At 73.5% G+C, this 25,540-nt stretch carries 27 protein-coding genes; 9 read left to right on the plus strand and 18 right to left on the minus strand.

Annotated elements, in window-relative coordinates; translation table 11 throughout:
• Positions 1–90: 90 nt before the first annotated feature.
• The 5 genes from ACFYUZ_RS02520 to ACFYUZ_RS02540 form a co-directional block, all read right to left on the minus strand.
• Positions 91–648, minus strand: a complete 558-nt coding sequence (locus ACFYUZ_RS02520; RefSeq protein ID WP_389305592.1) for a winged helix-turn-helix domain-containing protein — start codon at positions 646–648, stop codon at positions 91–93.
• 318 nt (positions 649–966) lie between these two features.
• Positions 967–1,887, minus strand: a complete 921-nt coding sequence (locus ACFYUZ_RS02525) for a DUF6891 domain-containing protein (protein ID WP_389305594.1) — start codon at positions 1,885–1,887, stop codon at positions 967–969.
• A 91-nt stretch (positions 1,888–1,978) separates the two neighbouring features.
• Positions 1,979–3,010 (minus strand): glutamine synthetase, encoded by a 1,032-nt coding sequence (gene glnII / locus ACFYUZ_RS02530; protein WP_389305595.1) that lies wholly within the window; start codon positions 3,008–3,010, stop codon positions 1,979–1,981.
• A 154-nt stretch (positions 3,011–3,164) separates the two neighbouring features.
• The gene (locus ACFYUZ_RS02535; protein ID WP_389305597.1) at positions 3,165–4,331 is read right to left on the minus strand and encodes a hypothetical protein; all 1,167 of its coding nucleotides are present in this window, start codon (positions 4,329–4,331) and stop codon (positions 3,165–3,167) included.
• Positions 4,328–5,710, minus strand: a complete 1,383-nt coding sequence (locus tag ACFYUZ_RS02540; RefSeq protein ID WP_389305599.1) for a hypothetical protein — start codon at positions 5,708–5,710, stop codon at positions 4,328–4,330. Before ACFYUZ_RS02540 ends, ACFYUZ_RS02535 begins: the two co-directional genes overlap by 4 nt.
• Positions 5,711–6,021: 311 nt before the next feature.
• Here ACFYUZ_RS02540 and ACFYUZ_RS02545 point away from each other — a divergent pair, with 311 nt between their 5' ends.
• The gene (locus ACFYUZ_RS02545) at positions 6,022–6,927 is read left to right on the plus strand and encodes a Gfo/Idh/MocA family protein (protein WP_389305601.1); all 906 of its coding nucleotides are present in this window, start codon (positions 6,022–6,024) and stop codon (positions 6,925–6,927) included.
• Positions 6,911–7,402 (plus strand): GNAT family N-acetyltransferase, encoded by a 492-nt coding sequence (locus ACFYUZ_RS02550; RefSeq protein ID WP_389305603.1) that lies wholly within the window; start codon positions 6,911–6,913, stop codon positions 7,400–7,402. Before ACFYUZ_RS02545 ends, ACFYUZ_RS02550 begins: the two co-directional genes overlap by 17 nt.
• Before the next feature lie 32 nt (positions 7,403–7,434).
• Here the strand turns inward: ACFYUZ_RS02550 and ACFYUZ_RS02555 are convergent, their stop codons facing one another.
• Positions 7,435–7,794 carry an arsenate reductase family protein gene (locus ACFYUZ_RS02555; protein WP_389305605.1) on the minus strand — a complete coding sequence of 120 codons (360 nt, stop codon included), beginning with the start codon at positions 7,792–7,794 and terminating at the stop codon, positions 7,435–7,437.
• A 148-nt stretch (positions 7,795–7,942) separates the two neighbouring features.
• On the opposite strand from ACFYUZ_RS02555, the gene ACFYUZ_RS02560 reads away from it, so the two are divergent.
• The gene (locus ACFYUZ_RS02560) at positions 7,943–8,218 is read left to right on the plus strand and encodes a hypothetical protein (protein ID WP_389305606.1); all 276 of its coding nucleotides are present in this window, start codon (positions 7,943–7,945) and stop codon (positions 8,216–8,218) included.
• Positions 8,219–8,275: 57 nt separating this feature from the next.
• Here ACFYUZ_RS02560 and ACFYUZ_RS02565 read toward each other — a convergent pair whose 3' ends face one another.
• The 3 genes from ACFYUZ_RS02565 to glnA form a co-directional block, all read right to left on the minus strand.
• Entirely contained in the window at positions 8,276–9,472 is a 1,197-nt protein-coding gene (locus tag ACFYUZ_RS02565) for a cytochrome P450 (RefSeq protein ID WP_389305608.1), read from the minus strand.
• Positions 9,469–10,182, minus strand: coding sequence for a tRNA-dependent cyclodipeptide synthase (locus ACFYUZ_RS02570; RefSeq protein ID WP_389305610.1), 714 nt, complete (start codon positions 10,180–10,182; stop codon positions 9,469–9,471). Before ACFYUZ_RS02570 ends, ACFYUZ_RS02565 begins: the two co-directional genes overlap by 4 nt.
• A 228-nt stretch (positions 10,183–10,410) precedes the next feature.
• Entirely contained in the window at positions 10,411–11,835 is a 1,425-nt protein-coding gene (gene glnA / locus ACFYUZ_RS02575) for a type I glutamate--ammonia ligase (RefSeq protein ID WP_389305611.1), read from the minus strand.
• A 266-nt stretch (positions 11,836–12,101) separates the two neighbouring features.
• Here glnA and ACFYUZ_RS02580 point away from each other — a divergent pair, with 266 nt between their 5' ends.
• Positions 12,102–12,569 (plus strand): RDD family protein, encoded by a 468-nt coding sequence (locus tag ACFYUZ_RS02580; protein WP_389305613.1) that lies wholly within the window; start codon positions 12,102–12,104, stop codon positions 12,567–12,569.
• A 62-nt stretch (positions 12,570–12,631) separates the two neighbouring features.
• Here the strand turns inward: ACFYUZ_RS02580 and ACFYUZ_RS02585 are convergent, their stop codons facing one another.
• The 4 genes from ACFYUZ_RS02585 to lipB form a co-directional block, all read right to left on the minus strand.
• Positions 12,632–13,336 carry a DUF4191 domain-containing protein gene (locus ACFYUZ_RS02585; protein WP_389305615.1) on the minus strand — a complete coding sequence of 235 codons (705 nt, stop codon included), beginning with the start codon at positions 13,334–13,336 and terminating at the stop codon, positions 12,632–12,634.
• Positions 13,337–13,346: 10 nt separating this feature from the next.
• A complete protein-coding gene (locus tag ACFYUZ_RS02590) occupies positions 13,347–13,562 on the minus strand; it encodes a hypothetical protein (protein WP_030691846.1) in 216 nt (71 codons plus the stop codon).
• Positions 13,563–13,834: 272 nt separating this feature from the next.
• Positions 13,835–14,803 carry a lipoyl synthase gene (gene lipA / locus ACFYUZ_RS02595; protein WP_389305617.1) on the minus strand — a complete coding sequence of 323 codons (969 nt, stop codon included), beginning with the start codon at positions 14,801–14,803 and terminating at the stop codon, positions 13,835–13,837.
• Between the two features lie 104 nt (positions 14,804–14,907).
• Positions 14,908–15,705, minus strand: coding sequence for a lipoyl(octanoyl) transferase LipB (lipB, locus tag ACFYUZ_RS02600; protein WP_389305619.1), 798 nt, complete (start codon positions 15,703–15,705; stop codon positions 14,908–14,910).
• Between the two features lie 288 nt (positions 15,706–15,993).
• On the opposite strand from lipB, the gene ACFYUZ_RS02605 reads away from it, so the two are divergent.
• Complete coding sequence (locus tag ACFYUZ_RS02605; RefSeq protein WP_389305621.1) at positions 15,994–17,478, plus strand: regulator; 1,485 nt, start codon at positions 15,994–15,996, stop codon at positions 17,476–17,478.
• 33 nt (positions 17,479–17,511) lie between these two features.
• Here ACFYUZ_RS02605 and ACFYUZ_RS02610 read toward each other — a convergent pair whose 3' ends face one another.
• Together ACFYUZ_RS02610 and ACFYUZ_RS02615 are read right to left on the minus strand one after the other, a co-directional pair.
• Positions 17,512–18,873 carry an FAD-dependent oxidoreductase gene (locus tag ACFYUZ_RS02610; RefSeq protein ID WP_389305623.1) on the minus strand — a complete coding sequence of 454 codons (1,362 nt, stop codon included), beginning with the start codon at positions 18,871–18,873 and terminating at the stop codon, positions 17,512–17,514.
• A gap of 191 nt (positions 18,874–19,064) precedes the next feature.
• Complete coding sequence (locus ACFYUZ_RS02615; protein ID WP_389305625.1) at positions 19,065–19,985, minus strand: TIGR01777 family oxidoreductase; 921 nt, start codon at positions 19,983–19,985, stop codon at positions 19,065–19,067.
• Positions 19,986–20,023: 38 nt separating this feature from the next.
• Here ACFYUZ_RS02615 and ACFYUZ_RS02620 point away from each other — a divergent pair, with 38 nt between their 5' ends.
• Positions 20,024–20,521, plus strand: a complete 498-nt coding sequence (locus tag ACFYUZ_RS02620; protein ID WP_389305626.1) for a GNAT family N-acetyltransferase — start codon at positions 20,024–20,026, stop codon at positions 20,519–20,521.
• A 48-nt stretch (positions 20,522–20,569) separates the two neighbouring features.
• On the opposite strand, the gene ACFYUZ_RS02625 is transcribed toward ACFYUZ_RS02620, so the two are convergent.
• Positions 20,570–21,223: a TetR family transcriptional regulator gene (locus tag ACFYUZ_RS02625; RefSeq protein WP_389305628.1), complete on the minus strand. Its 654-nt coding sequence runs from the start codon at positions 21,221–21,223 to the stop codon at positions 20,570–20,572.
• A gap of 119 nt (positions 21,224–21,342) precedes the next feature.
• Here ACFYUZ_RS02625 and ACFYUZ_RS02630 point away from each other — a divergent pair, with 119 nt between their 5' ends.
• On the plus strand, positions 21,343–22,137 hold the full coding sequence (locus ACFYUZ_RS02630) for an SDR family NAD(P)-dependent oxidoreductase (protein WP_389305630.1): 795 nt from the start codon (positions 21,343–21,345) through the stop codon (positions 22,135–22,137).
• A complete protein-coding gene (locus tag ACFYUZ_RS02635; protein ID WP_389305632.1) occupies positions 22,137–22,970 on the plus strand; it encodes an SDR family NAD(P)-dependent oxidoreductase in 834 nt (277 codons plus the stop codon). The genes ACFYUZ_RS02630 and ACFYUZ_RS02635 overlap by 1 nt, the downstream gene beginning before the upstream one ends.
• Positions 22,971–23,010: 40 nt before the next feature.
• On the opposite strand, the gene ACFYUZ_RS02640 is transcribed toward ACFYUZ_RS02635, so the two are convergent.
• Positions 23,011–23,532: a DUF4240 domain-containing protein gene (locus ACFYUZ_RS02640; RefSeq protein ID WP_389305634.1), complete on the minus strand. Its 522-nt coding sequence runs from the start codon at positions 23,530–23,532 to the stop codon at positions 23,011–23,013.
• 99 nt (positions 23,533–23,631) lie between these two features.
• Here ACFYUZ_RS02640 and ACFYUZ_RS02645 point away from each other — a divergent pair, with 99 nt between their 5' ends.
• Positions 23,632–24,558: an SDR family oxidoreductase gene (locus ACFYUZ_RS02645; protein ID WP_389305636.1), complete on the plus strand. Its 927-nt coding sequence runs from the start codon at positions 23,632–23,634 to the stop codon at positions 24,556–24,558.
• Here the strand turns inward: ACFYUZ_RS02645 and ACFYUZ_RS02650 are convergent.
• On the minus strand, positions 24,549–25,511 hold the full coding sequence (locus ACFYUZ_RS02650) for a helix-turn-helix transcriptional regulator (RefSeq protein WP_389305638.1): 963 nt from the start codon (positions 25,509–25,511) through the stop codon (positions 24,549–24,551). The genes ACFYUZ_RS02645 and ACFYUZ_RS02650 overlap by 10 nt on opposite strands.
• Positions 25,512–25,540 lie beyond the last annotated feature (29 nt).

Raw genomic sequence — 25,540 nt, forward strand, 5'->3', positions numbered from 1 at the left:
CGGAGGATTCCGCCAGGGGAGGAAGGCGAGTTCCCGACGGCCGGGTCCCCGACGGCCGGGTTCCCGACGGCCGGGTCCCCGACGGTCCGGTCAGGGGGTGTACTTGTAGCCGACCCGCCGCACCGTCTGGATCGTGTGGCGGTGCTCGGCGCCCAGCTTGCGGCGCAGCCGGGCCACGTGCACGTCGACCGTCCGGCCGTCGCCCACGTGTCCGTAGCCCCACACCGTCGTGACCAACTGGTCGCGCGTGTGCACCCGGTGAGGGTGTGCCACCAGGTGGGCGAGCAGTTCGAACTCGAGGTACGTCAGGTCGAGCGCCTCCCCGTCGACGAGGGCGATCCGCTGGACGCCGTCGATCGTCACCGGCCCCTGCTCCTCCGCCGCGACGGGAGACGGGACGGAGGCGGGAGCGGGGGCCGCGGGCAGGTGCGGCTGCTGGTCGGCCGGGACGAGGACGAGGTACCCGACCATCGGCGGACGCCCCGGCAGGGTCGGCAGCGCGTGCTGGGGGGCGGGCAGCAGGGTGGCGCCGGGCGGCAGGAAGTCCGCCACCTGGGAGAGGTCCACGACCTCGTTGGGGTCGACGGCGCGCAGTCGGTGCCGGCCGGGACGGACGGCGGTGAGGGAGGCGGTCTGGGTGTGGGCCATGGCAGGTCAGCTCTTTCGCGCGGGGGAACGGACGGAGAGGTCTCGTACGTCGTGCGCGTGGGCCGAAGGCCGGGATCGGACCGTACCGATCGGGGCGTTAGAGGGCCGACGCGTTCCTCACGCGTCGACAGCACCGGTCGAAGTCGTGGTGCGCCCGAGAAGGCCAGAACGGCTCGAGGTCGTGGCGACCCGTCGCGGTGTCGTTCTGCATGATGGCCATATCCCTATTAAACCAGGAGGGAAACGAGCTGAGCACCCCCTGTCACGTCACACTCCCCGACCGGCCGGAAAACGACCGCGCGTCCACCGCCCGCGCCCTCAACCCGTCAGCCGTCTCCGCCAGTCGAGGTCCGTGACCAGGATCGCCTGCCCCGGGTCCCCGTCCCACCGCACGCTCAGTCCCTGCCGGCGCAGCGCCCCGGCCACCTCCTCGCCGACCGCCGCCGCCGTCGTCGTCTCCGCCGCGTCCTCGAACCGGCCGTACAGCAGGTGCAGCGGCCCGCCGTCCGCCGCGCCCTCGGTGCACTGGGTGTGGAAGAACACGAACCCGCGCGCCCGGTCCGCACCGTCCTCCGCGCCGATCTCCGTCGTCCCGCAGGTCCGGCAGCACGTGAAGTGCTCGCGGGCGACGATCCCGGCCGCGTCCAGCTCGGCGAAGGCGGCGGTGACGCGCTCCGGGTCGGTCCTCCCCTCCCAGCCGGCCATCTCCTCGACCCGTTCCAGCCACAGGCGGTCCACCAGCGCCTCGGCCTGCTCCCGGGTCACCGGATGCACCGCCGGGTCGAACACGTCCTCCTGGACGGCCCGGGTCAGCCCCGCCCGGTCCTCGTAGCCGCAGACGAGCAGCGAGCGCACCCGCAGTTCGAGTTCCCTCCGTATCTCCCCGGGCAGGTCGGGGACGGGCGCCGCGGCCGGGAAGCCCATGTTCCGCCAGGCCGCCCCGGCGTCCCAGCCGGTCTCGCCGCGTGCCCAGGCCGTCAGGACCTCCGCGACCCGCTCCGGATCGTCGAGCCGTGTCTCGAAGTGCCGCTCGGGCGCGCCGGCCCGGTGCTCCAGCTGGAAGTGCCCGCCGGCGGCGTGCCACACCTGCGCGAAGACGGACGGCAGGTCCGGTATCCGCTGCAGGACCAGGAAGCGGTCCCCCTCGGCGCCGATGCGCCGCACGAGCCCGGTCAGGTCCTCCTCGGACGGCCGGACGTGCTTCTCCCCGTTCTCGGTCTCCACCGTGATGTCGAGCATGGCCCCACTGTGGCAAACGCCACTGACAACGCGGCAGGGGCGCCCGCCGTGTGAAACGGCGGGCGCCCCTGTCCGGGCGTGCGGGTGCGGATCAGACCTGGCCGGCCTTCTCCAGGGCCTCGCAGCAGGTGTCCACGATGAGGCGGGTCACCACGTACGGGTCCACGTTCGCGTTCGGGCGGCGGTCCTCGATGTAGCCCTTCTGGTCCTGCTCGACCTGCCACGGGATGCGGACCGAGGCGCCGCGGTCCGAGACGCCGTAGGAGTACTCGTCCCACGGGGCGGTCTCGTGCAGGCCCGTCAGGCGCTCGTCGATGCCGGCGCCGTAGTTCTTGACGTGGTCGAGCGGCTTCGAGCCCTCGCCGAGCGCCTCGCACGCGGTGATGATCGCGTCGTAGCCCTCGCGCATCGCCTTCGTGGAGAAGTTGGTGTGCGCGCCCGCGCCGTTCCAGTCGCCCTTCACCGGCTTCGGGTCGAGCGTCGCGGAGACGTTGAAGTCCTCGGCCGTGCGGTAGAGCAGCCAGCGGGCGACCCACAGCTGGTCCGAGACCTCGAGCGGGGACAGCGGGCCGACCTGGAACTCCCACTGGCCGGGCATGACCTCGGCGTTGATGCCGGAGATGCCGAGACCGGCCTTGAGGCAGTTCTCCAGGTGCGCCTCGACGATCGGGCGGCCGTGGATCTCGTCCACGCCGACGCCGCAGTAGTAGCCGCCCTGCGGGGCCGGGAAGCCGTTCACCGGGAAGCCGAGCGGACGGGTGCCGTCGAAGAAGGTGTACTCCTGCTCGATGCCGAAGATCGACTCCTGAGCGGCGTAGCGGCCGGCGACCTCGGCCAGCGCGGCGCGGGTGTTGGACTCGTGCGGCGTCATGTCCGTGTTGAGGACCTCGCACAGCACCAGGACGTCGTTGCCGCCGCGGATCGGGTCCGGGCAGGAGAAGACCGGCTTGAGGACGCGGTCCGAGGCGTGGCCCTTGGCCTGGTTCGTGCTGGAACCGTCGAAGCCCCAGATCGGCAGCTCCTCCAGGGCGAGGCCCTCACCCGCGATGATCTTCGTCTTGGAACGAAGCTTCGCGGTCGGCTCGGTGCCGTCGATCCAGATGTACTCAGCCTTGAAGGTCACGGGTCTCATCCTTTGGCGTGCTGCTGCGGGGGTCCGCTGCGGCTCGCGGCACTGCGAGAAGCTGCGGTCACCGCGCCGGCTGCGCGGTGTGTTCGACCGCAGCTTGGCAACACGGGATTTCCCGTCGGTTGCCCGAATGTGAACCCCGTGTTACTCAGCTCTCCCGGTCGTCGCGCAGCCGCCGCGCGACGACGTGGGCGTCGAGGAGCCCGCCGAGGCCCGCGCCCCGCACCCGTCCGACCAGCTCGGTGTACGAGGTCCCGAGCGCCTCCGCGGTCCGGCCGAGGTGCCAGTCGCAGTCCGCGAGCCGGTTCAGGAGGTACCCCTTCCGGATCTGGTTCTCGGAGAGCCGGAAGGTCTTCAGGTAGGCCGCCCGCCCCTTCCGGTCGGTGATCACCTCGCCGATGTGCTGCTCCCGCCCGCCCCGTTCGAACGGCGGGAGGAACCGGTACAGGTCGAACCCGTCCATCCGGTGGACCCGCTCGAAGGAGTACGGCGTCTCCAGCAGGTCGCGCGCCATCAGCCCGTCGTGCGCCGCCGCCCAGGACCGCTCCTGCTCCCGCGCCGCCGCCCGCAGGTCGGCGAGGCCGCGGATGCCGCCGGCCGCGTCCCGGATCCGCGCCGTGAACTCGGGCACCGGGGCGCCGTAGTGGGCGTACTGGTGGACCAGCTCCCCGTACAGGTCCTCGACCAGCGTCGGGTGCAGCAGCCGGTAGTCGTCCGGGTGCGGCACCACGAACGCCGCCGCCGGCGCGTCCGCCACGTACAGGAGCAGCCCGCACTGGCCCGGATGCAGCTCGAAGACCCGCAGCGCCTCCGCGAGCCCCGGCACCGCCCACCCCGCGTACGCCGCCTCCGCGCGCGGGGAGAGACCGCGCCGCAGCGCCTCCCGGGACCAGTCGTCCCAGACCACGGACGGCCCCCCGAAGTGCAGCGCGAGGTACCCCTCCAGGGCCAGGTGCAGCGGCAGGAACCGCAGCCGCCGTTCGGCGCGCCCGTCGTTGCCGCGCCGCCGCTTGGCCATCCGGTGGATCCGCCGCAGGGGCACGCACCCCGGCACCGCCTCGCCGCCGAGCCGCGATCCGTACACGGCGGACTCCGCCCCCGCCCCCGTCCAGTCGGCGACGAAACCGTGCGGGACGTACGAGGTGTACGAGGTGCGGTCGCCGAGCTCGACGGAGGCCCCGCCCCACCCCTCGTACACCTCCCGGCGCAGCCGCAGCCCCGGCACCGGCTCGTCCCGCACGAGCGGCACGAGCCGCACCCCGCCCCACACCTGCGCGGGCCGCACGTCGAGTCCGGTCAGATCGATCCGCGTCACCCCTCCGCCCCCTTCAGGAACGTCTCCACCCTCCGGTCCAGATACGCCCGCAGCTCCGCGAAGCCCGTCCGCCCCTCCGCGAACTGCGCGATCTCCACCAGGGCCGCCAGATCCTCCGCGTCCCGGATCCCGGCGGTCGGCACGCTCGGGGCGAGCCGGCGCACGTCGAAGCCCTCGGCGTCGTATACGGGGTTGAGGTGCACCACGCTCGTCCGCCGCTCCGGATCGAGGCGCGTGCGCCACACCCGCAGCACCTCGCCCGCGAGCCCCGGCGGGGCGTTGTCCCAGCCGTCCGAGACGATCACCAGCCGCTCGGGACCGGTCTCCAGGGCGTCCAGGACCCGCAGACCGAGCGGGGTCGGCCCGTAGGGGTGCACGAGCAGGGGATCGTCCCGGCCCGACGTCCACAGCGGGGCGTACGCCCCCGGGGACGCCAGGGCCTCCAGGAGGAAGTGGCAGCCGAGGGCCACGGCCAGCGGCCGGCGCCGCTTCACCGCCGAACCGGAGGAGGAGAAGCTGTCGTCGAGGACGGCCGCCACCCGCCCCCAGCTCCCGGCGTACGGCCCCGCCGCGCGCCGGGCGGCCGCGCGCAGCGCGCCCGTCAGCTCGGCCCGGCGCGCCACCCGCTCGCCGAACGGCAGCGCGAGGACGTACAGGGCGAGCCGGGTGAGCGGCATGACCGACAGATCGGCCGCCCGGTCCGCGCGCAGCCGTTCCAGGCGGGTCATCCGGGGCGCGATCCGCTCCAGGAACACCGCGCGGGGCACCCCGTGCTTCGCGGCGAAGCCCTCGGCGACGGTGAACGGCAGCTCGTACAGCGCGTTCTGCTCGTAGTGCGCCCGGCGGTGCGCGTCGAGCGTGGCGTTCTCGTACCGGGTGCGGCGGCCCGGGGCGAAGAGGAAGTCGCCCGTCTCGGCGTCGGCCGGCCGGCCGTGGACGTGCCGGAGGGCGGCCTTCAGACCGGTCCGGTACTTCACCGCGTCCAGCGCCGGATCGGGTCGGGCCGCGAGCCACGCGCGCACGATCGCGCGCGTGCGGCGGTTGTTGACCCCGGCGGCGCGGAGCGCGCCGAACAGGCGGTAGACCCGCTGCGGCGGCAGCAGGGCGAGGCGCGCGGCGACCAGCCGGCCCTCGCCCTCCTCCGCCTCCTTCGGCGTGCGGAGCAGGTGCTCGATGACGAGCGCGGCGTTGTGGTCGTTGATGTCGAGCGCGAGGACGGCGGCGTACACGGGCCGGTAGTTCACGCGTACGTACTCGTGGAGGAACGCGAGCGAGAAGCGCTGCTCGGCGGCGGAGGACCGGAACTCGCGCTGTCCGGTGGCGGTCACGGCGGCGTTGACGAAGAGGAGCACGTCCTCGGCGGCGACGAGCTCGGACACGGCGCTCTCCTTCCCTCACGCGGATGCCGGCCGGGGAATGAGGGCGCGAACAGCGAAGACGTTGCTTCAGAGGCAGGTTCCGGAAGTCGCACCAGAGTCCCGCGGCCGGCGCGGGAACGCTAGCACCGGGTGGGGGGAGGCCCGCCAGCGGATTACGGGCGGGCGGGGGCGGACACGCGGCCGGACGACGGTCGCCCGGCCCACGAGCCCGCCCGCGAACCGGCGCCCGCGAACCGGCCCCCGCGAGCCGGACCGCGGGCCACCGCCCGCCCGCCGGGCCCGCTGTCGGTGCCGCCCGGCAGACTGGGGGCATGGCGAAGCACCTGGGCGCGAAGCCCCGTATCGGACTGCTCGGCACCGGCCCGTGGGCCGCGCGCACGCACGCGCCCGCGCTCGCCGGGCATCCCGGCGTCGAGTTCAGCGGGGTGTGGGGCAGACGCCCCGAGGCGGCCGCCGAGCTCGCCGCCGCGTCCGGCACCCGGGCGTACGAGGACGTGGACGCCCTCCTCGCCGCGAGCGACGCCGTCGCCCTGGCCCTCCCGCCCGACGTCCAGGCGCCCCTGGCGGTGCGGGCGGCGGAGGCCGGCTGTCACGTCCTGCTCGACAAGCCGGTCGCGACGACGGTGGCGCTCGCCCGCGAGGTGACCGAGGCCGTGGAGGCGGCCGGGGTCGCCTCGGTGGTGTTCTGCACCCTGCGGTTCGCGGAGCCGACGGCCCGCTGGGTCGACGAACAGGCGGCGGCGGGCGGCTGGTTCCTGGGCGAGGCCCACTGGCTGGGCTCGCTCTACGGCCCCGGCTCCGCCAGTGCCTACGCGGCCTCGCCGTGGCGGCGGGAGAAGGGCGGCCTCTGGGACGTCGGCCCGCACGTCCTCTCCGTCTACCTGCCGGTCCTCGGCGACGTCACCGACATCACCGCCGTCCCGGGCCCCGACGGCACCCACCACCTGGTGCTGCGGCACGGCTCGGGGGCGAGCAGCACGGCCACGCTGACCCTGAGCGCGCCCCCCGAGGCGGCGGAGGCGGCCCTCACCCTGCACGGCGGCCGGGGCCGGGCCGACATGCCCCGCTGGGACGGAGCGGTGGGGGCCCTCGCCGCGGCCGTGGACGCCCTCGTCACCGCCGCCCGCACCGGCGAGCCCCACCCCTGCGACGCCCGCTTCGGCCTGCGGATCACGGAGATCCTGGCGGAGGCGGAGCACCGTGCCGCCCGCGGCTGACGGCGGGCGGCCGGCCCTCCGGACCGTCACGTCCGCCGACTGGCCCCTCTGGCGCGAGGCCCGCATCGCCTCGCTCACCGTCTCGCCCGAGGCGTTCAAGGCCCGGCTCGCCGACTGGGACCGGGGCGGCGAGGAGCGGTGGCGGGCCCGGTTCGACGACCCGGCGACGTACGGCGTCCTGGCGGTGCGCGGCGCCCGGCCCGTCGGCCTCGCGGCCGGGCTCACGGCGGCCGACGGCCTGCCGGAGCTGCGCTCGGTCTGGGTCGCGCCCGAAGCCCGCGGCCAGGACCTGGCCGCGGGCCTGATCGGGTCCGTCGAGACCTGGGCGCGCGGTACGGGAGCGGGAACCCTCCGGCTCTCCGTGCTCGCGGCGAACGCCCGGGCCGTCGCGCTGTACGAGCGCCTCGGCTACGCGCCGGACGGCCGCGCGGGCCAGGAGCTGATCATGACGAAACGCCTGCGGTCCGGGGGCTGAGCGCCCCGGCGAGGGCCCCGCACGGCCCCCTCTCAGCGGGAGAGCGCGTCCCGCACGGCCTCCTCGGTGCGGCCGACCACGGCCGTGCCGTCCTCCGCCGTGATGATGGGCCGCTGGATCAGCTTGGGGTGGGCGGAGAGCGCCTCGATCCACCGCTCCCGGGCGGCCTCGTCCCGGGGCCACTCCTTCACGCCGAGCTCCTTGGCGGCGTCCTCGCCGGTCCGCGTGATGTCCCAGGGCTCCAGCCCGAGCCGGTCGAGCACGTCCCGGATCTCCTCCGGCGAGGGGACGTCCTCCAGGTAGCGGCGCACGGTGTAGTCGGCGCCCTCCGCGTCGAGGAGGGTGAGGGCGCCGCGGCACTTGGAACAGGCGGGATTGATCCAGATCTCCATGGCCCGTACGGTACCCCCCACGCCTCCTTGGAACACCCCCCAAACCCCATCTGGCCAGCAGCGATTGTCAGTGGGGGTCTCTAAAATAGGGGGTGAAGGTGAGGGTCCCGAGGAGGGCCCCCGCCCACCGTTCGCCAGGAGGTAGCCCATGGCTCTGGCCGTGATCCGGACGCCGTCCATCGAACCCTGGAAGCCGCTCGAGAGGAAGCCGCTCCCCGCGGGCCGCCCCCGCGAGTGGTACGTGTCCCACAACCGCCGTCTCAAGGCCATGCGCCTCGCGATCGCGCTGCTCGACGCCGGCGTCTACGTCCCGTCGAAGGCGACGAACGCGGCGATAAGCGCGACGGCCGCCGACATCGGCATCCACCCGCCCTCCGACACCACGTGCCGGATGGTCCGTGCCCTGATCCGCTACGGCCGCTGACACCGGAGCGGTGCCGCCCGGCCCGGTTCCGGGCGGCACCGCCTTCGGTCCCGCCCGCTACCAGGCCACCGGCAGCCGTTCGGGGAGCCGCTTCATGAAGTTGGTGCGCCACACCAGCTGCTCGACCGGCACCGCGAGCCGCAGCCCCGGCAGCCGGTCGAGCAGCGTCTCCAGGGCGATCTCGGCGTGCCGCTTGCCGAGCGCCGTCGCCGGGCAGTAGTGCCGCCCGCCGCCGAAGGAGAGGTGCTCGGCGGCGTTCTCCCGGTCCGGCCGGAAGGCCAGCGGGTCCGGGAAGCGCTCGGGATCGTGGTTCGCGGCCTCCACGAGCACCAGGACGAGCTCACCGGCCCGCACCTCGACCTCGCCGAGCCGCACGTCCTCCAGGGCGAGGCGCGGCAGCCCGTCGCCGATCGACAGGTTCACCCGCAGCAGCTCGTCCATGGCCCCGGCGACACCTCGCGTGCCGCCGGCGGTCAGCGCCTCCCGCACGTCCGGCCGGGTCAGCACCGACACCAGCGCCATCGTCAGGAACCCGGCGGTGGAGATCACCCCGGCCCCGAACAGCGTCACGCCCACCGTCGCCAGCATCTCGTCCGTCAGGTGCGCGTAGTCGGGGTCCTCGCGCAGCGCCGCGAGCTCCGCCATCAGTCCGCCCGTCGCCGGATCGTCCAGGCGCTCGGTCATGTAGGCGATGTCCCGGTCCCAGTTGAGCCGGGCCGCCTCGATCTCGCGCGGTGCGTTCATGAAGGCCACGTCCAGGCTGCGCAGCAGCCGCGGCCCGTCCTCCTCCGGGATGCCCAGCATCCGGCAGTGCAGGCCCGCCGAGTACGGATCGGCGTAGGCGCCCCGCAGCTCTCCGGGCGCCCCTTCGGCGACCAGCGCGTCCACCAGGGCCCCGGCCCGGGCCCGCAGCCACTCCTCCAGGCCGGGCGCCTTCGGGTTGATCGCCTTCATGACGGCCTTGCGCAGCCCGGCCCCGGTGATGTTGCCCATGTTGTTCACCACGTGCGGCGGGATCGTCAGCGCGTACTGCCGGGGTGCCCCCGGCGCCGAGGTGTCCTTCAGGCTGAACCTCGGGTCCTCCAGGACCTGTCTGCACAGCTCGTACGAGGAGACCAGCCAGGCCTCGGCCCCGGCGATCGTGCGGACCTTCCGGACCGGCTCGGCGCGCAGCGCGGCGATCTCGGCGGGCAGCCGGGTCCCGTCCCAGTCGAAGGGGAAGGCGGGCGGTTCGTTCGTCATGACCGCGGTCATCGCGCGTCTCCTTCGACAGGCGTGAGGATGCCGTGCCCCTGGTTGCGGGAGGCACGCAGCCCGGTGCCCCGGGCGTAGAGCAGATCGGCGAGGGGCAGGGCCTGGTGGTAGCAGTTGAGCGAGGACGGAACCCCGAGGATCGCGGGGGTGTCCAGGAACAGCGGCACCTCGGCGCTGATGTACGCCCGGCACACCTCCTTCTGGAGCGCGCTCGCCTCCTGCCCCGGTGTCAGCTTCCCCGCCAGGAAGATCCCGGTGAGCGCGTCGCAGGTCTCCCGTACCACCGGATCCGCGTCGACGGCCGCCACGACCTGGCGGTGCAGCTCCTGGTACGCGGGCAGGGCCTGGAACTCCGACATCCCGCGGGCCCGTACCCGCGCCCCCGTGGGATCGGCCTCCGCCACGGCCGCCCCGACCTTCGCCCGTACCCCCCGCAGGTTCTTGACGGCCTTCCGCCGTGCCTCGTCGGCCCCGTACCCCAGCGCCTCGTACATGTCGGCGACATGCAGATCGGTGTAGACGAGATCGACCTGGTCGAAGTGGTCCATGCCCCAGCGCGTCAGCTCGCGCAGCCGCTGGGCGGTGAAATAACTGTTTCCCGGGGAGACGCCGATGACCACGTGCGCGCCCTCGTCGGCGATGACGCGGCAGTGATCGGTGTACGGCTGGAGTCGGAGCGTCTCTGCAGGGGCGAAAGCCGCCTGAGTCACGTAGGCAGTCCTCATCGCGCCAGCTAGTCCCGGCGGAGCCCTGTGCTCCGGGTGTGGCGGCAGCGACGACGACACGCTATCGACCGGTCGCGGAGAGTGAATCCCCTACTCGCAGGTACGGGCGATAGTTCGTCAGCTGTTCGCATTGCCGTGATCTTGGCCGGAAGACAGCGGGGCCCGCCGCCCCCTCGAAGGGGGCGGCGGGCCTCGTCAGGAAGCAGCCTCGGCTTAGAGGTCGAAGTAGAGCTCGAACTCGTGCGGGTGCGGGCGCAGCTGGATCGGGGCGATCTCGTGGGTGCGCTTGTAGTCGATCCAGGTCTCGATCAGGTCCGAGGTGAAGACGCCGCCGGCCTGGAGGTACTCGTTGTCGTCCTCCAGGGCGCGGAGGACGGCCTCGAGGTTGGTCGGGACCTGCTGGACGTTGGCGTGCTCCTCGGGAGCCAGCTCGTACAGGTCCTTGTCGATCGGCTCCGCCGGCTCGATCTTGTTCTTGATGCCGTCGAGGCCCGCGAGGAGCAGCGCCGAGAAGGCGAGGTACGGGTTCGAGGACGGGTCCGGCGCGCGGAACTCGACGCGCTTGGCCTTCGGGTTCGAGCCCGTGATCGGGATGCGCATGGCGGCGGAGCGGTTGCGCTGCGAGTACACCATGTTGACCGGGGCCTCGAAGCCCGGCACCAGGCGGTGGTACGAGTTCACCGTCGGGTTGGTGAAGGCGAGCAGCGACGGGGCGTGCTTGAGGATGCCGCCGATGTAGTAGCGGGCGGTGTCCGAGAGGCCCGCGTAGCCCGTCTCGTCGTAGAACAGCGGCTCGCCGTTCGCCCACAGCGACTGGTGGACGTGCATGCCCGAGCCGTTGTCGCCGAAGATCGGCTTCGGCATGAAGGTCGCGGTCTTGCCGTTCCGCCAGGCGACGTTCTTGATGATGTACTTGAACAGCATCAGGTCGTCGGCCGAGGCGAGCAGCGTGTTGAACTTGTAGTTGATCTCGGCCTGGCCGGCGGTGCCGACCTCGTGGTGCTGGCGCTCGACCTGGAGGCCGACGTTCTCCAGCTCCAGGGACATCTCCGAGCGCAGGTCGGCGAAGTGGTCGACCGGCGGGGCCGGGAAGTAGCCGCCCTTGTAGCGGACCTTGTAGCCGCGGTTGTTCTCCTCCGCACCGGTGTTCCAGGCGCCGGCCTCGGAGTCGATGTGGTAGAAGCCCTGGTTCGCCGAGGTCTCGAAGCGCACCGAGTCGAAGACGTAGAACTCGGCCTCGGGGCCGAAGTAGGCGGTGTCGGCGATGCCGGTGGAGGCGAGGTACGCCTCGGCCTTCTTCGCGATGTTCCGCGGGTCGCGGCTGTAGGCCTCGCCCGTGATCGGGTCGTGGATGAAGAAGTTGATGTTCAGCGTCTTGTCGCGGCGGAAGGGGTCCACGCGGGCCGTCGACAGGTCGGCGCGGAGCGCCATGTCGGACTCGTGGATGGCCTGGAAGCCGCGGATCGACGAGCCGTCGAAGGCGAGCTCATCCGCCGGGTCGAAGGCCGTCGCGGGGATCGTGAAGTGCTGCATCACACCCGGAAGGTCACAGAACCGGACGTCGACCATCTTGACGTCGTTGTCCTTGATGAACTTCTGGACCTCGTCGGCGTTCTGGAACCCGTTGTTCTGGGACATCCAACTCCTCCTACTCCCGGCCCGGGGAGGGGCGGGGTTGCAGCTCGGTCGTGCGGCCAGTGCGGTGGCACACGCTGGACCCGACCATAGGCAGACGGGATTTCTCAAGCATGACCCATTTGTTTCGTCGAAGTTAACCGGGGCGGGTGCCGTTCCGCCTCCCCGGCCCCGTAGGGCCTGTCTTTCGGATCAGGCCGGATCAGGGAGACAGGCCCTAGGCCCACCCGCGCCGAAGTGATCGAAAACGGGCACAGTACCGTGGTCGGGTGGACAACAGGCAAGCACTCGGATCTTGGCTCTCCGGCCCCCGCGCGGCGGCCGAGGACGCAGGCGTCGACTTCGGTTACCGCGGTGAGCAGCTCGGGCTGCCCGAGGAGGGTCCCGGCTCGATCGCCCGCCCCGGGCGGCGCCTGGGCGCCCTCGCCCTCGACTGGGCCCTCTGCATGCTGATCGCATACGGCCTGATCACCGACGGCTACAACCAGGCGACGGGCAACTGGGCCCTGCTCATCCTGTTCGTCCTGGGCGTCCTGACGGTCGGCACCGTCGGCTCGACGCCCGGCAAGCGCCTCTTCGGCCTGCGCGTCGTCTCCGTGAACGGCGGCCGCCTCGGCCTGTTCCGGGTCGCGATCCGCTCCCTGCTCGTCTGCCTCGCGATCCCGGCCCTCATCTGGGACCGCGACGGCCGCGGCCTCCATGATTGCCTCTCCGGCGCCGTCCAGGTCCGCATCTGAGGCGCGCGTACGAGAAGGGCCCCGGACCGCACGGTCCGGGGCCCTTCTCGTCAGGTCGGGTCTCAGCGCATCTTTCCGCCGCGCGGCATCCGCATGCCCTTCGGCATCGGCCCCTTCGGCAGCGGCATGTTGCTCATCAGGTCGCCCATCGCCCGCAGCCGGTCGTTGGCGGCGGTCACCTGCGGGCCGGTGAGCACGCGGGGCATCTTGAGCATGGTCGTGCGGATCTTCTTCAGGGGCACCTGGCCCTCGCCGTCGCCGACGACGATGTCGTGCACCGGCACGTCCATCACGACGCGGCTCATCCGCTTCTTCTCGGCCGCGAGCAGGGTCTTGACCCGGTTCGGGTTGCCCTCGGCCACCAGCACGATGCCGGCCCGGCCGACCGCGCGGTGCACGACGTCCTGGCTGCGGTTCATCGCGACCGCGGGGGTCGTCGTCCAGCCGCGCCCGACGTTCTGCAGCACCGCCGCCGCCGCGCCCGGCTGGCCCTCCATCTGCCCGAAGGCCGCGCGCTCGGCGCGCCGCCCGAAGACGATGGCCGCGGCCAGGAGACCCAGGACGAAGCCCAGGATGCCCAGGTAGACCGGGTGACCGATGAGGAAGCCGATCGCGAGGAGGACACCGAGTACGCCGATGCCCACGCCCGCGACGACCAGACCGACCTTCGGGTCGGCCTTCCGGGTCATCTGGTACGTGAGGGCGATCTGCTTCAGTCGCCCGGGGTTCGCAGCGTCAGCGCTGCCCGTGTTTGCCTTCCTCGCCATGCCCAGAAGTTTACGTGGCCCGGGAAGCCCGACCCGACGCGGCCTCCATCACGTGCTGGGCCTCCACCCGGTCCTTGGCCCGGCGGCGGTCCTCCAGGACGGAGTTCCAGGCGTTCCGCCGCGCGGTGCGCTGGCCGGCGCCCAGGAGCAGTGCCTCCACGGCCTTCAGGGCGTCGGTGACGGACGGGATCGCGGTGACGCGGACGTGCGTCGATGCGGCCGGCATGTCGGGGTCCTCCCTCGATTGCGGGTGAGACGAGGTGGGGGTGTGAGCGGGTGGTGGCGGTGAGTGAAACCAGGCTCACAGATCGGTGTTACCAGGGCGTGACCCGGTGGTCAAACACTGATGAAACGTTGATGCGGCCATGTGGAGGACCGGACGGACGCCGACGCGGCCCGTACGCTCCCCTGAGCTGCGGGGGTGTACGGACCGCGTCCGATCCGGCCGGTACCGGCCGGTAACTACTTGTGCGGCGATTCACACGAGCCCGGGCGGGCTCAGACCGCCTGGGTGGCGTTGTCGACCGCGCCGCGCTTCTCGATCGCCTGCTGGTACAGCCGGCCCGCGCGGTACGAGGAGCGGACCAGCGGGCCCGACATCACGCCGGAGAAGCCGATCGCGTCGGCCTCCTCCTTCAGCTCCACGAACTCCTGCGGCTTGACCCAGCGCTCCACGGGGTGGTGCCGGACCGAGGGGCGCAGGTACTGCGTGATCGTGATGAGCTCGCAGCCCGCGTCGTGCAGCTGCCGGAGCGCCTCGCTGATCTCCTCGCGGGTCTCGCCCATGCCGAGGATCAGGTTCGACTTCGTGACCAGACCGTAGTCGCGGGCCTGGGTGATGACGTCCAGGGAGCGCTCGTAGCGGAAGCCCGGACGGATCCGCTTGAAGATCCGCGGGACGGTCTCGACGTTGTGCGCGAAGACCTCCGGGCGGGAGTCGAAGACCTCCTTCAGGAGCTCCGGCACCGCGTTGAAGTCGGGGGCCAGCAGCTCGACCTTGGTGCGGCCCTCGGCGCGGTCCGCCGTCTGCCGGTGGATCTGGCGCACGGTCTCCGCGTACAGCCAGGCGCCGCCGTCCTCCAGGTCGTCGCGCGCGACGCCCGTGATGGTGGCGTAGTTCAGGTCCATCGTGACGACCGACTCGCCCACGCGGCGCGGCTCGTCACGGTCCAGCGCCTCGGGCTTGCCCGTGTCGATCTGGCAGAAGTCGCAGCGCCGGGTGCACTGGTCACCGCCGATGAGGAAGGTCGCCTCGCGGTCCTCCCAGCACTCGAAGATGTTGGGACAGCCCGCCTCCTGGCAGACCGTGTGCAGGCCCTCGCTCTTCACGAGGCCCTGCATCTTCGTGTACTCGGGACCCATCTTCGCGCGGGTCTTGATCCACTCGGGCTTGCGCTCGATGGGGGTCTGGGCGTTCCGGACCTCCAGGCGCAGCATCTTGCGTCCGTCGGGGGCGACTGCGGACACATCGGCTCCTGTAGCTTCGATTCTTCGGCGCACACCAGGGTACGCCCGTTGCTTCCATGCCTTGCTCTACGCCTGGCCAACCCGTGGCCAGAGCCCGGCATTCCTCAGGCCGAGGCCCGCTCGATCTCCCGCGGCTTCAGCTCCGCGTTCTCCAGTACGTCCCGCAGGTGCTTCTCCACGACCGGGAGCACCTCCTCGATCGTGACGTCCCGGCCCAGCTCGTTCGCGAGCGAGGCCACGCCCGCGTCCCGGATGCCGCACGGGATGATCCGGTCGAACCAGGTGTTGTCCGGGTTCACGTTGAACGAGAAGCCGTGCATGGTGACGCCCTTGGCGACCCGGATGCCGATCGCGGCGAGCTTCCGGTCCTCGCGGCGCTGGCCGGCGTTGGACGGGGCGTACTCGGGACCGTTGAGGCGCGGGTCGAACTCCTCGTCGTTCAGCCGGGGGTCGAAGTCGAGGGAGAGGCCGCCGATCGACGGCCGCCGCTCGACCGGGTCGCCGAGGACCCAGACCCCGCTGCGCCCCTCGATCCGCGTGGTCTCCACGCCGAACTCGGCGGCCGTGCGGATCAGGGCCTCCTCCAGGCGGCGCACGTGCGCGACGACGTCCACCGGGCGGGGCAGCTTCATGATCGGGTAGCCGACCAGCTGGCCCGGGCCGTGCCAGGTGATCTTGCCGCCCCGGTCCACGTCCACCACCGGCGTCCCGTCCAGCGGCCGCTCGTTCTCCTGCGTGCGCCGGCCGGCCGTGTAGACCGGCGGGTGCTCCAGCAGCAGACAGGTGTCGTCGATCTCGTCGGCGAACCGCGCGGCGTGCACCTCGCGCTGCTTGTCCCAGGCCACCTGGTAGTCGACGGACTCCTCGCCGAACCCCAGGCGGACGAATCGCAGCTCACTCACGGCCATGCCTCCTCCTGGGTGCCGGAGGCCGGGGACCGGGGATCATCCCGGGCCGGCTCGGCACCATGCGTCATTCGCGCCCATGCCACTGTACGGCGGCGCCGGGGACGGTCCTCCGGCAGGTGGACGGGGGCGCCTACGTCAGCGGTGCCGTCAATCCTCACACGATCGGATGAATGTGGGGCGAAGCTGGCGGTACGGGCCGTGGAGACCGCTAAATTCGCGCCGTTCCATGAGGGTCCGACGGGGCTGCCGCCCGGACCCGGAAGGCAGGAGACCGCACAGCTGATGACGGAACGACCACCGCAGCGCATCCCGAACCGCCAGCTCGCCGCGCTCATCGCCGAAGCCGGGTTCTCCAACGCGGGGCTCGCCAGACGGGTCGACCAGCTCGGTCTGGAACACGGGCTGGACCTGCGGTACGACAAGACCTCCGTGACCCGCTGGCTCCGCGGTCAGCAGCCGCGCGGCACCACCCCCGCCCTCATCGCCGAGGTCTTCACCCGCCGCCTCGGCCGCCGCCTCTCCGCCCAGGACCTCGGCCTCGACGCCTGTGCGCCGGTCTACGCGGGCCTGGAGTTCGCCGCCACCCCCGAGGAAGCCGTCGACATCGTCAGCGGTCTGTGGCGCAAGGACTCCGGCAGCCACGCCGAACTCCGCAAGATCGCCTTCACCCCGGCCGGCCTCGTCGTCCCCAGCCGCGACTGGCTGATCGGCCGCGCCGACGACCGGGTCGCCCGCGGCGAGCCCGCCCCCGGCCCGGCCGCCCGCCCGCCGGGCGCCCCCGCCGGAGCCGCGCAGGACCCCCGGGTGCCGCCCCAGGGCCGCTTCTCCGTGCCCCGCCAGCGCGGCACGGACAGGGGCCCCGGCCAGCGGGTCTCCAGCGGCGACATCGCCGCCCTCCGCTCCGTCGGCGAGCTCTTCCGCACCCTCGACCACGCCTACGGCGGCGGCCACGCCCGCCAGGCCCTCGTCCGCTACCTGGAGCACGAGGCCGAGCCCATGCTGCGCGGCACGTACGGGGAGTCCACCGGCCGCCGGCTCTTCGCCGCCGCCGCCGACCTCACCCGGCTCGCCGGCTGGACCTCGTACGACATCGCCGCCCACGGCCTCGCGCAGCGGTACTTCGTCCAGGCGCTGCGCCTCGCCCAGGCGGCCGGGGACCGGGCCTACGGCTCGTACGTGCTCCTCACCATGAGCTGCCAGGCCGTCTACCTCGGCCACGGCCGCGAGGCCGTCCAGCTCGCCCGGGTCGCCCAGCAGGGCGTCGGCCCCGCCGCCCCGCCCGTCGTCCAGGCGATGCTGCACGCCGTCGAGGCGCGCGGGCACGCCGTCCTCGGCGAGGCGCGGGTCTGCAGCGCCTCCCTGGTCCGTGCCGAGCGGGCCCTCGAAGCGGCCCGCCCCGGCGACGAGGTGCCCTACTGGGCCCGTCACTTCGACGAGGCGCAGCTCGCCGACGAGCTCGGGCACTGCCACCGGGACCTCCAGCAGTACCGGACCGCCGCGCAGCACGCCGAGCGCGCGCTCCAGCTCCGCGCGCCCGGCTTCGCCCGCAGCCGCCTGTTCTGCCGGGTCGTCCTCGCCACCTCGCGCCTGGCCCTCGGCGAACTGGAGCAGGCGTGCGCGCTGGGCGCGGAGGCGGCGCAGCAGGCGTCGGAGATGCGGTCGGCGCGGGCCGTCGAGTACGTCCGGGACTTCGAGCGACGCCTGGAGCCGTACCGCGACGCGGCGGCGGCCCGCACGTACCGGGACCGCGTGGCGGCCCTCGGCTGACGCCGCGCCTCGGCGGGGCGGTGCCGCGCGGTGTCAGGCCGCCGAGCTGCCCGCCGTCAGGCGGGGGCGGACGCCCAGGTCCGTCAGGAGGGACTTCGTGGCGCGGGCCGCGGACCTGAGCGCACCCGCCACCGTCCCCGCGTCCCGGTGGTCCCCGCACACGTAGAGACCCGCGAGCAGCCGGACCGGCCGGTCCGCGTCGTGCGGCGGCGGCACCGCCGGGACCGCGTCCCGGGTGTGGTGGAGGGCCAGGAGCTCCCAGTCGTCCGTGGACGTGCCGTACAGGGTGGCCAGGTGCTTGCGGACCCGCCGCTCCGTGTCGTCCGGGGGCGTCCCGAGGACCGTGGAGGTGACGAGGGCCCTCCCGGCCGGGGCCCGGGACGGGTCGACCGCGCTCATCACGGCCGTGTGGGCCACCGGCCCGCCGGGGTCGGACTCCAGGAGCAGGGTGGGGTCCGCGGTGGGCGCCACGGGCGCCGTGTGGTGCAGGACGGTCACCGGGTGGAAGCCGGGGACGCGCAGGCCCGGCAGCAGCTCCGCCGCCGTGCGCGCGCCCGTGGCCAGGAGGACGGAGCGGCAGCCGAGGACGCCGTGTTCGGCGGTCCTGACCCGGGAGACCGACACGTCCGTCACCCGGACGCCGGTGCGGACCGTGCCGGGCGGCAGCACGGCGGCGAGCCGTTCGGGGAGCGCCGCCGAGCCGCCTTCGGGGACTGCGGGCCGCCCGCGGGCGAAGGCCCGCAGCGCCACGTCCGCCTGACGGCTCGACATGCCGAGGTCCGGGTCGGCGAGGAGGGCGGCGAGCAGCGGCCGCAGCACGCCCTGCACGGTCCGGGCGGGGAGCCGGGCGGTGAGGGCCTCGCGGGCGGTCCGTTCGGGGCGGGCGAGCAGGCGCGCGGTCGGGGTCGCGGCGAGCCGGACGAGAGAGGCGCCGAGCCGCGCCTGGTCGAGCGAGGCGGCCGGATTGCGGGGGGCGCTCGCGAGGGCGCGCGCCACGCTGAACGCTCCCCCCACGCCCCGGTGGACCCCACCGCCCCGGTGGCCGGCCGTCCGGCGCGGGTGCGGGACCGCCCACCGCGCGTACCGCCCGTCGCTGTGCACGAGCACGCCGGGGGCGAACGGACGCAGCGCGAGCCCGGCGAGCCCCGGGGTGGCGCGGAGGTCCTCGGGCGAGAGCGTGAGCAGCGGGCCCGTCCGGTCGAGCAGGAAGCCGCCGACGGGGTCGGTGGCCAGCCGGCCGCCGACCCGCGGCTCCGCCTCCAGGACGGCGACGGCGAGCCCGGCGCAGGTCAGCCGGTGCGCGGCCGCCAGCCCCGCGATCCCGGCCCCTACGATGACGACGTCGACGGTCTCCACGACGTCCCTGTGCTGTGCGCTGGTTGCGGTACTGAGCACGTGCCCCTCCCCAGGTCGGCGCCGCCGGTGGGAGGCGTTATGCCCCCAACAGGCCTCCGGAACGCCCAAGTTCGCGTTCGTATCGAACCGTGGGCATCGAGCCTAGGCAGCGCTCCCGCGGAAGTCGGCCCGCGCGTGCCGGGGTGCACGCAGCACGGGGGAGCGCGGGAGCCCTCGCGGGGGAGGGGGCGTCAGCGCAGGGCGGCCCGGATCGAGTCGTCGATCGACGGGAAGGCGAAGTCGAAACCGGTCTCCAACAGGCGCCCCGGCAGCACCCGCTGACTGCCCAGCACGTCCTGGGCGAAGTCGCCGAGGACGATCTTCAGGGCGGGGGCCGGCACGGTGAAGAGCGTGGGGCGGCGCAGTACGCGGCCCATCGCCGCGGTCACCTCGCGGTTGGTGACGGGCTCGGGGGCCGTCAGGTTCACCGGACCCGAGAGGGACGGGGTGTCGACGAGGTGGCGCAGCGCGGCCACCTCGTCGTGGAGGGAGATGTGCGACCAGTACTGCCGGCCGTCCCCCATCCGTCCGCCGAGCCCCGCGCGGAAGACGGGGAAGAGCCGTCCCCAGGCACCGCCCTCGCGGGCGACCACCAGGCCCGTACGGGCGTAGGCGACCCGGATGCCGGCCTCCTCGGCGGGGGCGGCCGCGGCCTCCCACTCCACGCACACCGAGGGCAGGAAGCCCGTGCCGGCGGGGGCGCTCTCGTCCACCGCGCGGGTGCCGGTGTCCCCGTACCAGCCGAGCGCCGTGCCGCAGACCAGCGTCCCCGGCGGGTCGGCGAGCGAGGCGAGCGCCTGGGAGATCGCCGTCGTGCCGAGGACCCGGCTGTCCCGGATCTCCTTCTTGTACGCCTCGCTCCAGCGGCGCTCGCCGACGCCGGCGCCCGCCAGGTGGACGACGGCGTCGACGCCGACGAGCCCGGCGGCGTCCACGTACAGCCGCTTCGGGTCCCATTCGACCTCGTCGGCGGTGCGGGCGGGGCGGCGGACGAGGCGGAGGACGTCGTGCCCGTCGGCGCGCAGGGAGCGGACCAGGGCCGAGCCGATGAGGCCGGAGGCGCCGGTGACGGCGACGCGCTTGCGAGTGGCGGAACGCTGCATGCGCACCATCCTGCCCTCCCCGGCCGGTGCGTGGCACAGTGGCCGTCATGATCGTGTCGGAGACGCAGATACGCACCGCCGTGCAGGACGACGACGCCGCGCTCGCGGAGCTGGACCGGAGCACCTGGTCGACGCTCCACGCCGTGCTGCCGGCCCCGGAGCCGGGCAAGCCCTTCTTCGACGCGCGCCACCTGCCCGGGGACTACCTCGTGGCGGTGCGGGACGGGACGGTCGTCGGTTTCGTCCGGGTGGTGCCGCCGACCCCGCTGGCCGCCACCGCCCATGTCCGTCAGATCCAGGGCCTCGCCGTCGCCGGGTCCGCCCGGGGGAAGGGCGTCGCACGGGCGCTGCTGCGGGCCGCCATGGACCGGGCCCGGGAGCAGGGCGCCGTACGGATCACCCTGCGGGTCCTGGGCCACAACGCCCCGGCCCGCGCGCTCTACGCCTCCGAGGGCTTCGTGGTCGAGGGCGTGCTGCCGGGGGAGATCCTCCTCGACGGGGCGTACGTGGACGACGTCCTCATGGGCCGGTCGCTGGTCCGCTGAGAGCCCGCGACAGCCGTCCCCCGGTCGCTCCCGGCCCGGCGCGCCCCGTCACGCGTCCCGCAACAGCCGCATGCCGCCCATCAGTTCGCGCAGGCAGCGGACCGCGAGCGCGGCCGGCGCGCCCTCCCCGCGCTCCGGGGCGTCCGTCTCCGCCCAGCTCTCCAGGGCGATCCGGATGGCGTCGGTGGCCGCCGCCGCCGCGAGCCGCACCTCCAGGAGGTCGGCCTCCGGCCCGGCGAGCCCGGCGACGACCTCGCGCAGCCGCTCCTCGGACTCCTGGTTGACCCGGTACCAGACGGCCCGGAGGGCGGGGTCCTCGGCGGCGGCCCGCAGCAGTCCGCGCGTCCAGCGCAGGCCCTCCGCCTCCGCCTCCGTCTCCGGGGTCAGCGACGCGGCGATCGAGCGCTCCAGGGCCTCGGGCACGCCGGCGCCCGGCTCCGTCGCGGCGAGCAGTTCCCGCCAGCGGTCGGCGCCGCCCGCGAGGAGGGGGGCGACGGCGTCCTGCTTGGAGCGGAAGTAGCGGTAGAAGGTGCGCAGGGCGACGCCGGCCCGCCGGGCGATCTCCTCGGCCGTGGTGCCGTCGGGGCCGCGCTCGGTGAAGAGCTCGGCGGCGGCGCGGGCGATGTCGAGCTGGGTGGCGGCCTTGCGGCGTTCCGTCAGCGAGGGGGTGGGGGGCGCGGCGCCCTCGGGCTTGGTGCTCACCCAGGAAGCGTACGCCTGCGACGGCCACGTATGCATGACGTGCAGCTATGGCAAAACGTGCCACATCGGCGTACGGTGGCGGCATTCCCCGGAAAGCTTGACATCGAGAGGTTGCCGCCATGAACCAGCTGACCCGTTACGAAGGACGCCGCGCCCTCATCACCGGCGGCGGCTCCGGCATCGGCCAGGCCACCGTCCTGCGCATGCTCGCCGAGGGCGGCCGGGTCGTCGCCGCCGACATCAGCGAGGACGGCCTCAAGGACACCGTCGCCAAGGCCGGCGACGCCGCCGACCGCCTCACCACCGTCGTCGTGGACATCGCCGACGAGGCCTCCGTGCGGGCCGGCGTCGCCGCCGCCGTCGAGGCGCTCGGCGGCCTGGACGTCCTGGTCAACGCGGCCGGCATCCTGCGCTCCTCGCACACCCACGAGACGACCCTGGACTCCTTCGAGCAGGTGATCCGGATCAACCTCACGGGCACCTTCCTCATGATCCGCGAGGCCGTGCCGGCGCTCCTGGAGGGCAACGGCTCCGCCGTCGTGAACTTCTCCTCCACCTCCGCGATGTTCGCCCACCCCTACATGGCGGCCTACGCGGCCAGCAAGGGCGGCATCCAGTCCATGACCCACGCGCTCGCCGCCGAGTACGCCAAGCAGGGCATCCGCTTCACCGCCGTCCAGCCCGGCTCCATCTCCTCCGGCATGACCGACGGCTCCGGCGCCTCCAGGCAGTCCATGGGCCCCGGCCTGCCCGAGGACACCGACTGGTCCCTCTTCGGCAAGCTCGCCCCCGCCCTCGGCCAGGGCTTCGCCGGCCCCGAGACCGTCGCCGGCGTCGTCGCGATGCTCGCCTCCGAGGACGGGAAGTTCATCACCGGCACCGAGGTCCGCATCGACGGCGGGACCCACTTCTGATGACCGCCGCCGAGGTCTTCGGCGGTCGTACGGCCGTCATCACCGGCGCCTCCTCCGGGATCGGCGCCGGCCTCGCCCGGCACGCCGCCGGGCTCGGCATGAAGCTGGTCCTCGCCGACATCGCCGCCGAGCGGCTCGCCGGGTTCGCCGGCGAACTGTCGGCCACCGGCGCCGAGGTCACGGCCGTCGTCACCGACGTCGCCGACCCCGCCTCCGTCGAGGCCCTCGCCGACACCGCGTACACCCGGTTCGGCGCGGTCGACCTGCTCGTCAACAACGCCGGGATCATGGCCATGGGCTACTCCTGGGAGATCCCGGCCGACCGCTGGGACGCCGTGCTCCGGGTCAACATCGGCGGGTACGTCAACGGCGTCCGGGCCTTCGTGCCGCGCATGCTGGAGCGCGGCGAGAAGGCCTGGGTGGTCAACGTCTCCTCGATCGGCGGCATGCTGCCGAGCCCGCTGATGGCGCCGTACAGCGTCACCAAGTTCGGCACGCTCGCCCTCACCGAGTCGCTGCACTACGAGATGCTGATGAAGGGCGCCCCGATCCAGGTGTCCGTCGTGACGCCCGGCTCGGTCAGGAGCGAGATCTTCAGGGCCGCCCGCCCCGACGAGAACGCGCCCCCGGAGATCGCCGCCTTCGGCGAACAGCTGCAGAGCCTCGCCGACGAGCACGGGCTCACGCCCGAGGAGCACGCCGCACGGGTCTTCGAGATGGTCGCCGAGGGCAAGTACTGGGCGATCCCGCAGCCCGAGCAGCTCTTCCCGGCGCTCCAGCCGCGCACGGACATGATCCTCGGCCAGGAGAACCCCCGGCTCCAGCTCGGCTGAACCACCCGGGGACGCGGATCCCCCGTCCGCGCCCCGGGCCCTACCCCGCCCCGAAGCGCTCCCACAGCCGGGGGAAGCGGGCCGCGAGCACGTCGTCGTCACCCAGGTCGAAAGGGGTGCCCAGCGGCTCCCCTCCCGGCATCGGAATGCCCAGGTCGGGGGTCTCGCCACCGGTCAGCTGCTCGTACGCCTCGTCCGCGGCGAAGCCGATCTCCTCCCCGTCCCCGTCGATCTCCACGTCGAAGTCGCCGAGCAGCTCCGCCAGCGCGTCCGGATCGTGCACGGCCCCCTCGTACACCTCCCGGCCCTGGCCGATCAGCCAGCAACGGAACGAGTCGAAGGTCTCCTCGGCCGCCCCGTCGAAGAGGACGGCCGCCGCACCCCACAGGTCCCAGAGGTACGCGCGGTTGAAGCGGGCCTCGAAATGGCGCGCGTAGTCGAGCACCGAGTCGGGGTCGAGCCGGGTCAGCCGCTCCACGAGCAGATCGGCCTGCTCCTCGGGGTCGCCCTCGGCTTCCTCGCGGGTGGTGTCGATGAGCTCCCAGAACTCCGTCTCGTCCATCACCGCTCCAGCATCGTGGCTCCCCGAGCCCGACGCACCCGGAAAGCCCGAAATGAAACCAGACAGAAGATGTCCGGTTTCCCTGGCAGGCTGACGCCCATGACGACTGAAACCACCCCCCTGCGCGGACGGATCTGCCTGGTGGCCGGGGCCACCCGGGGCGCCGGACGGGCCATCGCCGTCCAGCTCGGCACCCTCGGCGCCACCGTGTACGTCACCGGCCGCACCACCCGCGACAAGGTCAGCGAGGTCGGCCGCGCCACGGAGACCATCGAGGAGACCGCCGAACTGGTGACGGCCGCCGGCGGCGAGGGGATCGCCGTCCCCACCGACCACCTGGACCCCGACCAGGTCCGCGCCCTCGTCGACCGGATCGACCGCGAGCGGGGCCGGCTCGACGTCCTCGTCAACGACGTCTGGGGCGGCGAGCACCTCGTCGGCCCCTCCTTCGGCAAGAAGACGTGGGAGCTCGACCTCGCCGGCGGCCTCCGCATGCTCGAACTCGGCGTGCGGACCCACGCCATCACCTCGCACCTCGCGGTCCCGCTGCTGATCCGCAACCCCGGCGGGCTCGTCGTCGAGGTCACCGACGGCACCGCCGCGTACAACAGCACCCACTTCCGCGAGAACCTCTACTACGACCTCGCCAAGAACGCCCCGATCCGGATGGCCTTCGGCCTCGCCCGGGAGCTGGAGGAGTACGGCGGCACCGCCGTCGTCGTCACCCCCGGCTGGCTCAGGTCGGAGCAGATGCTCGCCGGCTTCGGCGTCACCGAGGAGAACTGGCGCGACGCCACCGAGAAGATCCCCGACTTCGGCGTCTCCGAGTCACCGGTCTACGTCGGCCGGGCCGTCGCCGCCCTCGCCGCCGACCCCGACCGGCACCGCTGGACCGGACGGTCCCTCTCCAGCGCGCAGCTGGCCGGCGAGTACGGCTTCACCGACGCCGACGGCTCCCGCCCCGACGCCTGGGGCTTCATCGGCGCGAGCGAGACCGGGACGCCGGACGTGGCCGACTACCGGTAAAGCTCCGCCAGGCCCCGGGCCGCCTCCGCGAACCGCTCCCGGAGCGCGGCCGGGGCCAGCACCTCCACCTCCGGGCCGAGCCCGAGCAGCTGGCCGAAGGCGACCTCCTCGCTCTCCACCCGCAGGACGACCCGCACGAGACCGCCCTCGGCGGTCCCCGCCGCCAGCGCTCCCTCGGCCGCCGCCCGGTCCGTGACGTACGGCAGCCGGCGGACGCCCGCCTCCGAGAGCCGCACGACCACCTCCGTGCGGAGCAGGGAACGGGCGAACTCCGCCGACCGCTCCTCCCAGAAGACCGGCAGGTCGAAGTCCGGGTCCCGGTCGAACCGCGCCTCGCCCACGGCCACCGCCGTGAACCGGTCCACCCGGTACGTGCGGAACGGGGAACCCGAGCGCGCGCACACGTACCAGACGCCCGCCTTCAGGACGAGGCCGTACGGCTGGAGCTCCCGCTCCACCTCCTCGCCGTCCCCGCGCCGGTACCGGGCCGACACCCACCGGTCGTCCCAGACCGCCTCCGCCACCGCCGCCAGCAGCTCCGGCGTCTCCGGCTCCTGGTACCAGCCCGGCGCGTCCAGGTGGAAGCGCCGCGCCGCCGACTCGTGCGCGTCCCGCAGCGAGGGCAGCAGCGCCGCCGACACCTTCAGCCGGGCCGCCGAGGCGGCGTCCTCAAGACCCATGTCCCGCAGCGCGCCCGGCAGTCCGGACAGGAACAGCGCCTCCGCCTCGCCGCGCCCGAGCCCGGTCAGCCGGGTCCGGTACCCGCCGACCAGCCGGTACCCACCGGCCCGTCCCCGGTCCGCGCACACCGGCACCCCCGCCTCCGACAGGGCGAGCGCGTCCCGGGTCACGGTCCGCTCCGACACCTCCAGCTCGGCGGCGAGCTGGGCGGCGGTCATGGACGGCCGGTTCTGGAGCAGCAGGACCATTTTGATGAGACGGGCGGCACGCATGCCCACCAGACTGCCCTACGCACACGCCG

The sequence above is a fragment of the Streptomyces sp. NPDC004266 genome (assembly GCF_042874095.1).
Classification (GTDB): domain Bacteria; phylum Actinomycetota; class Actinomycetes; order Streptomycetales; family Streptomycetaceae; genus Streptomyces.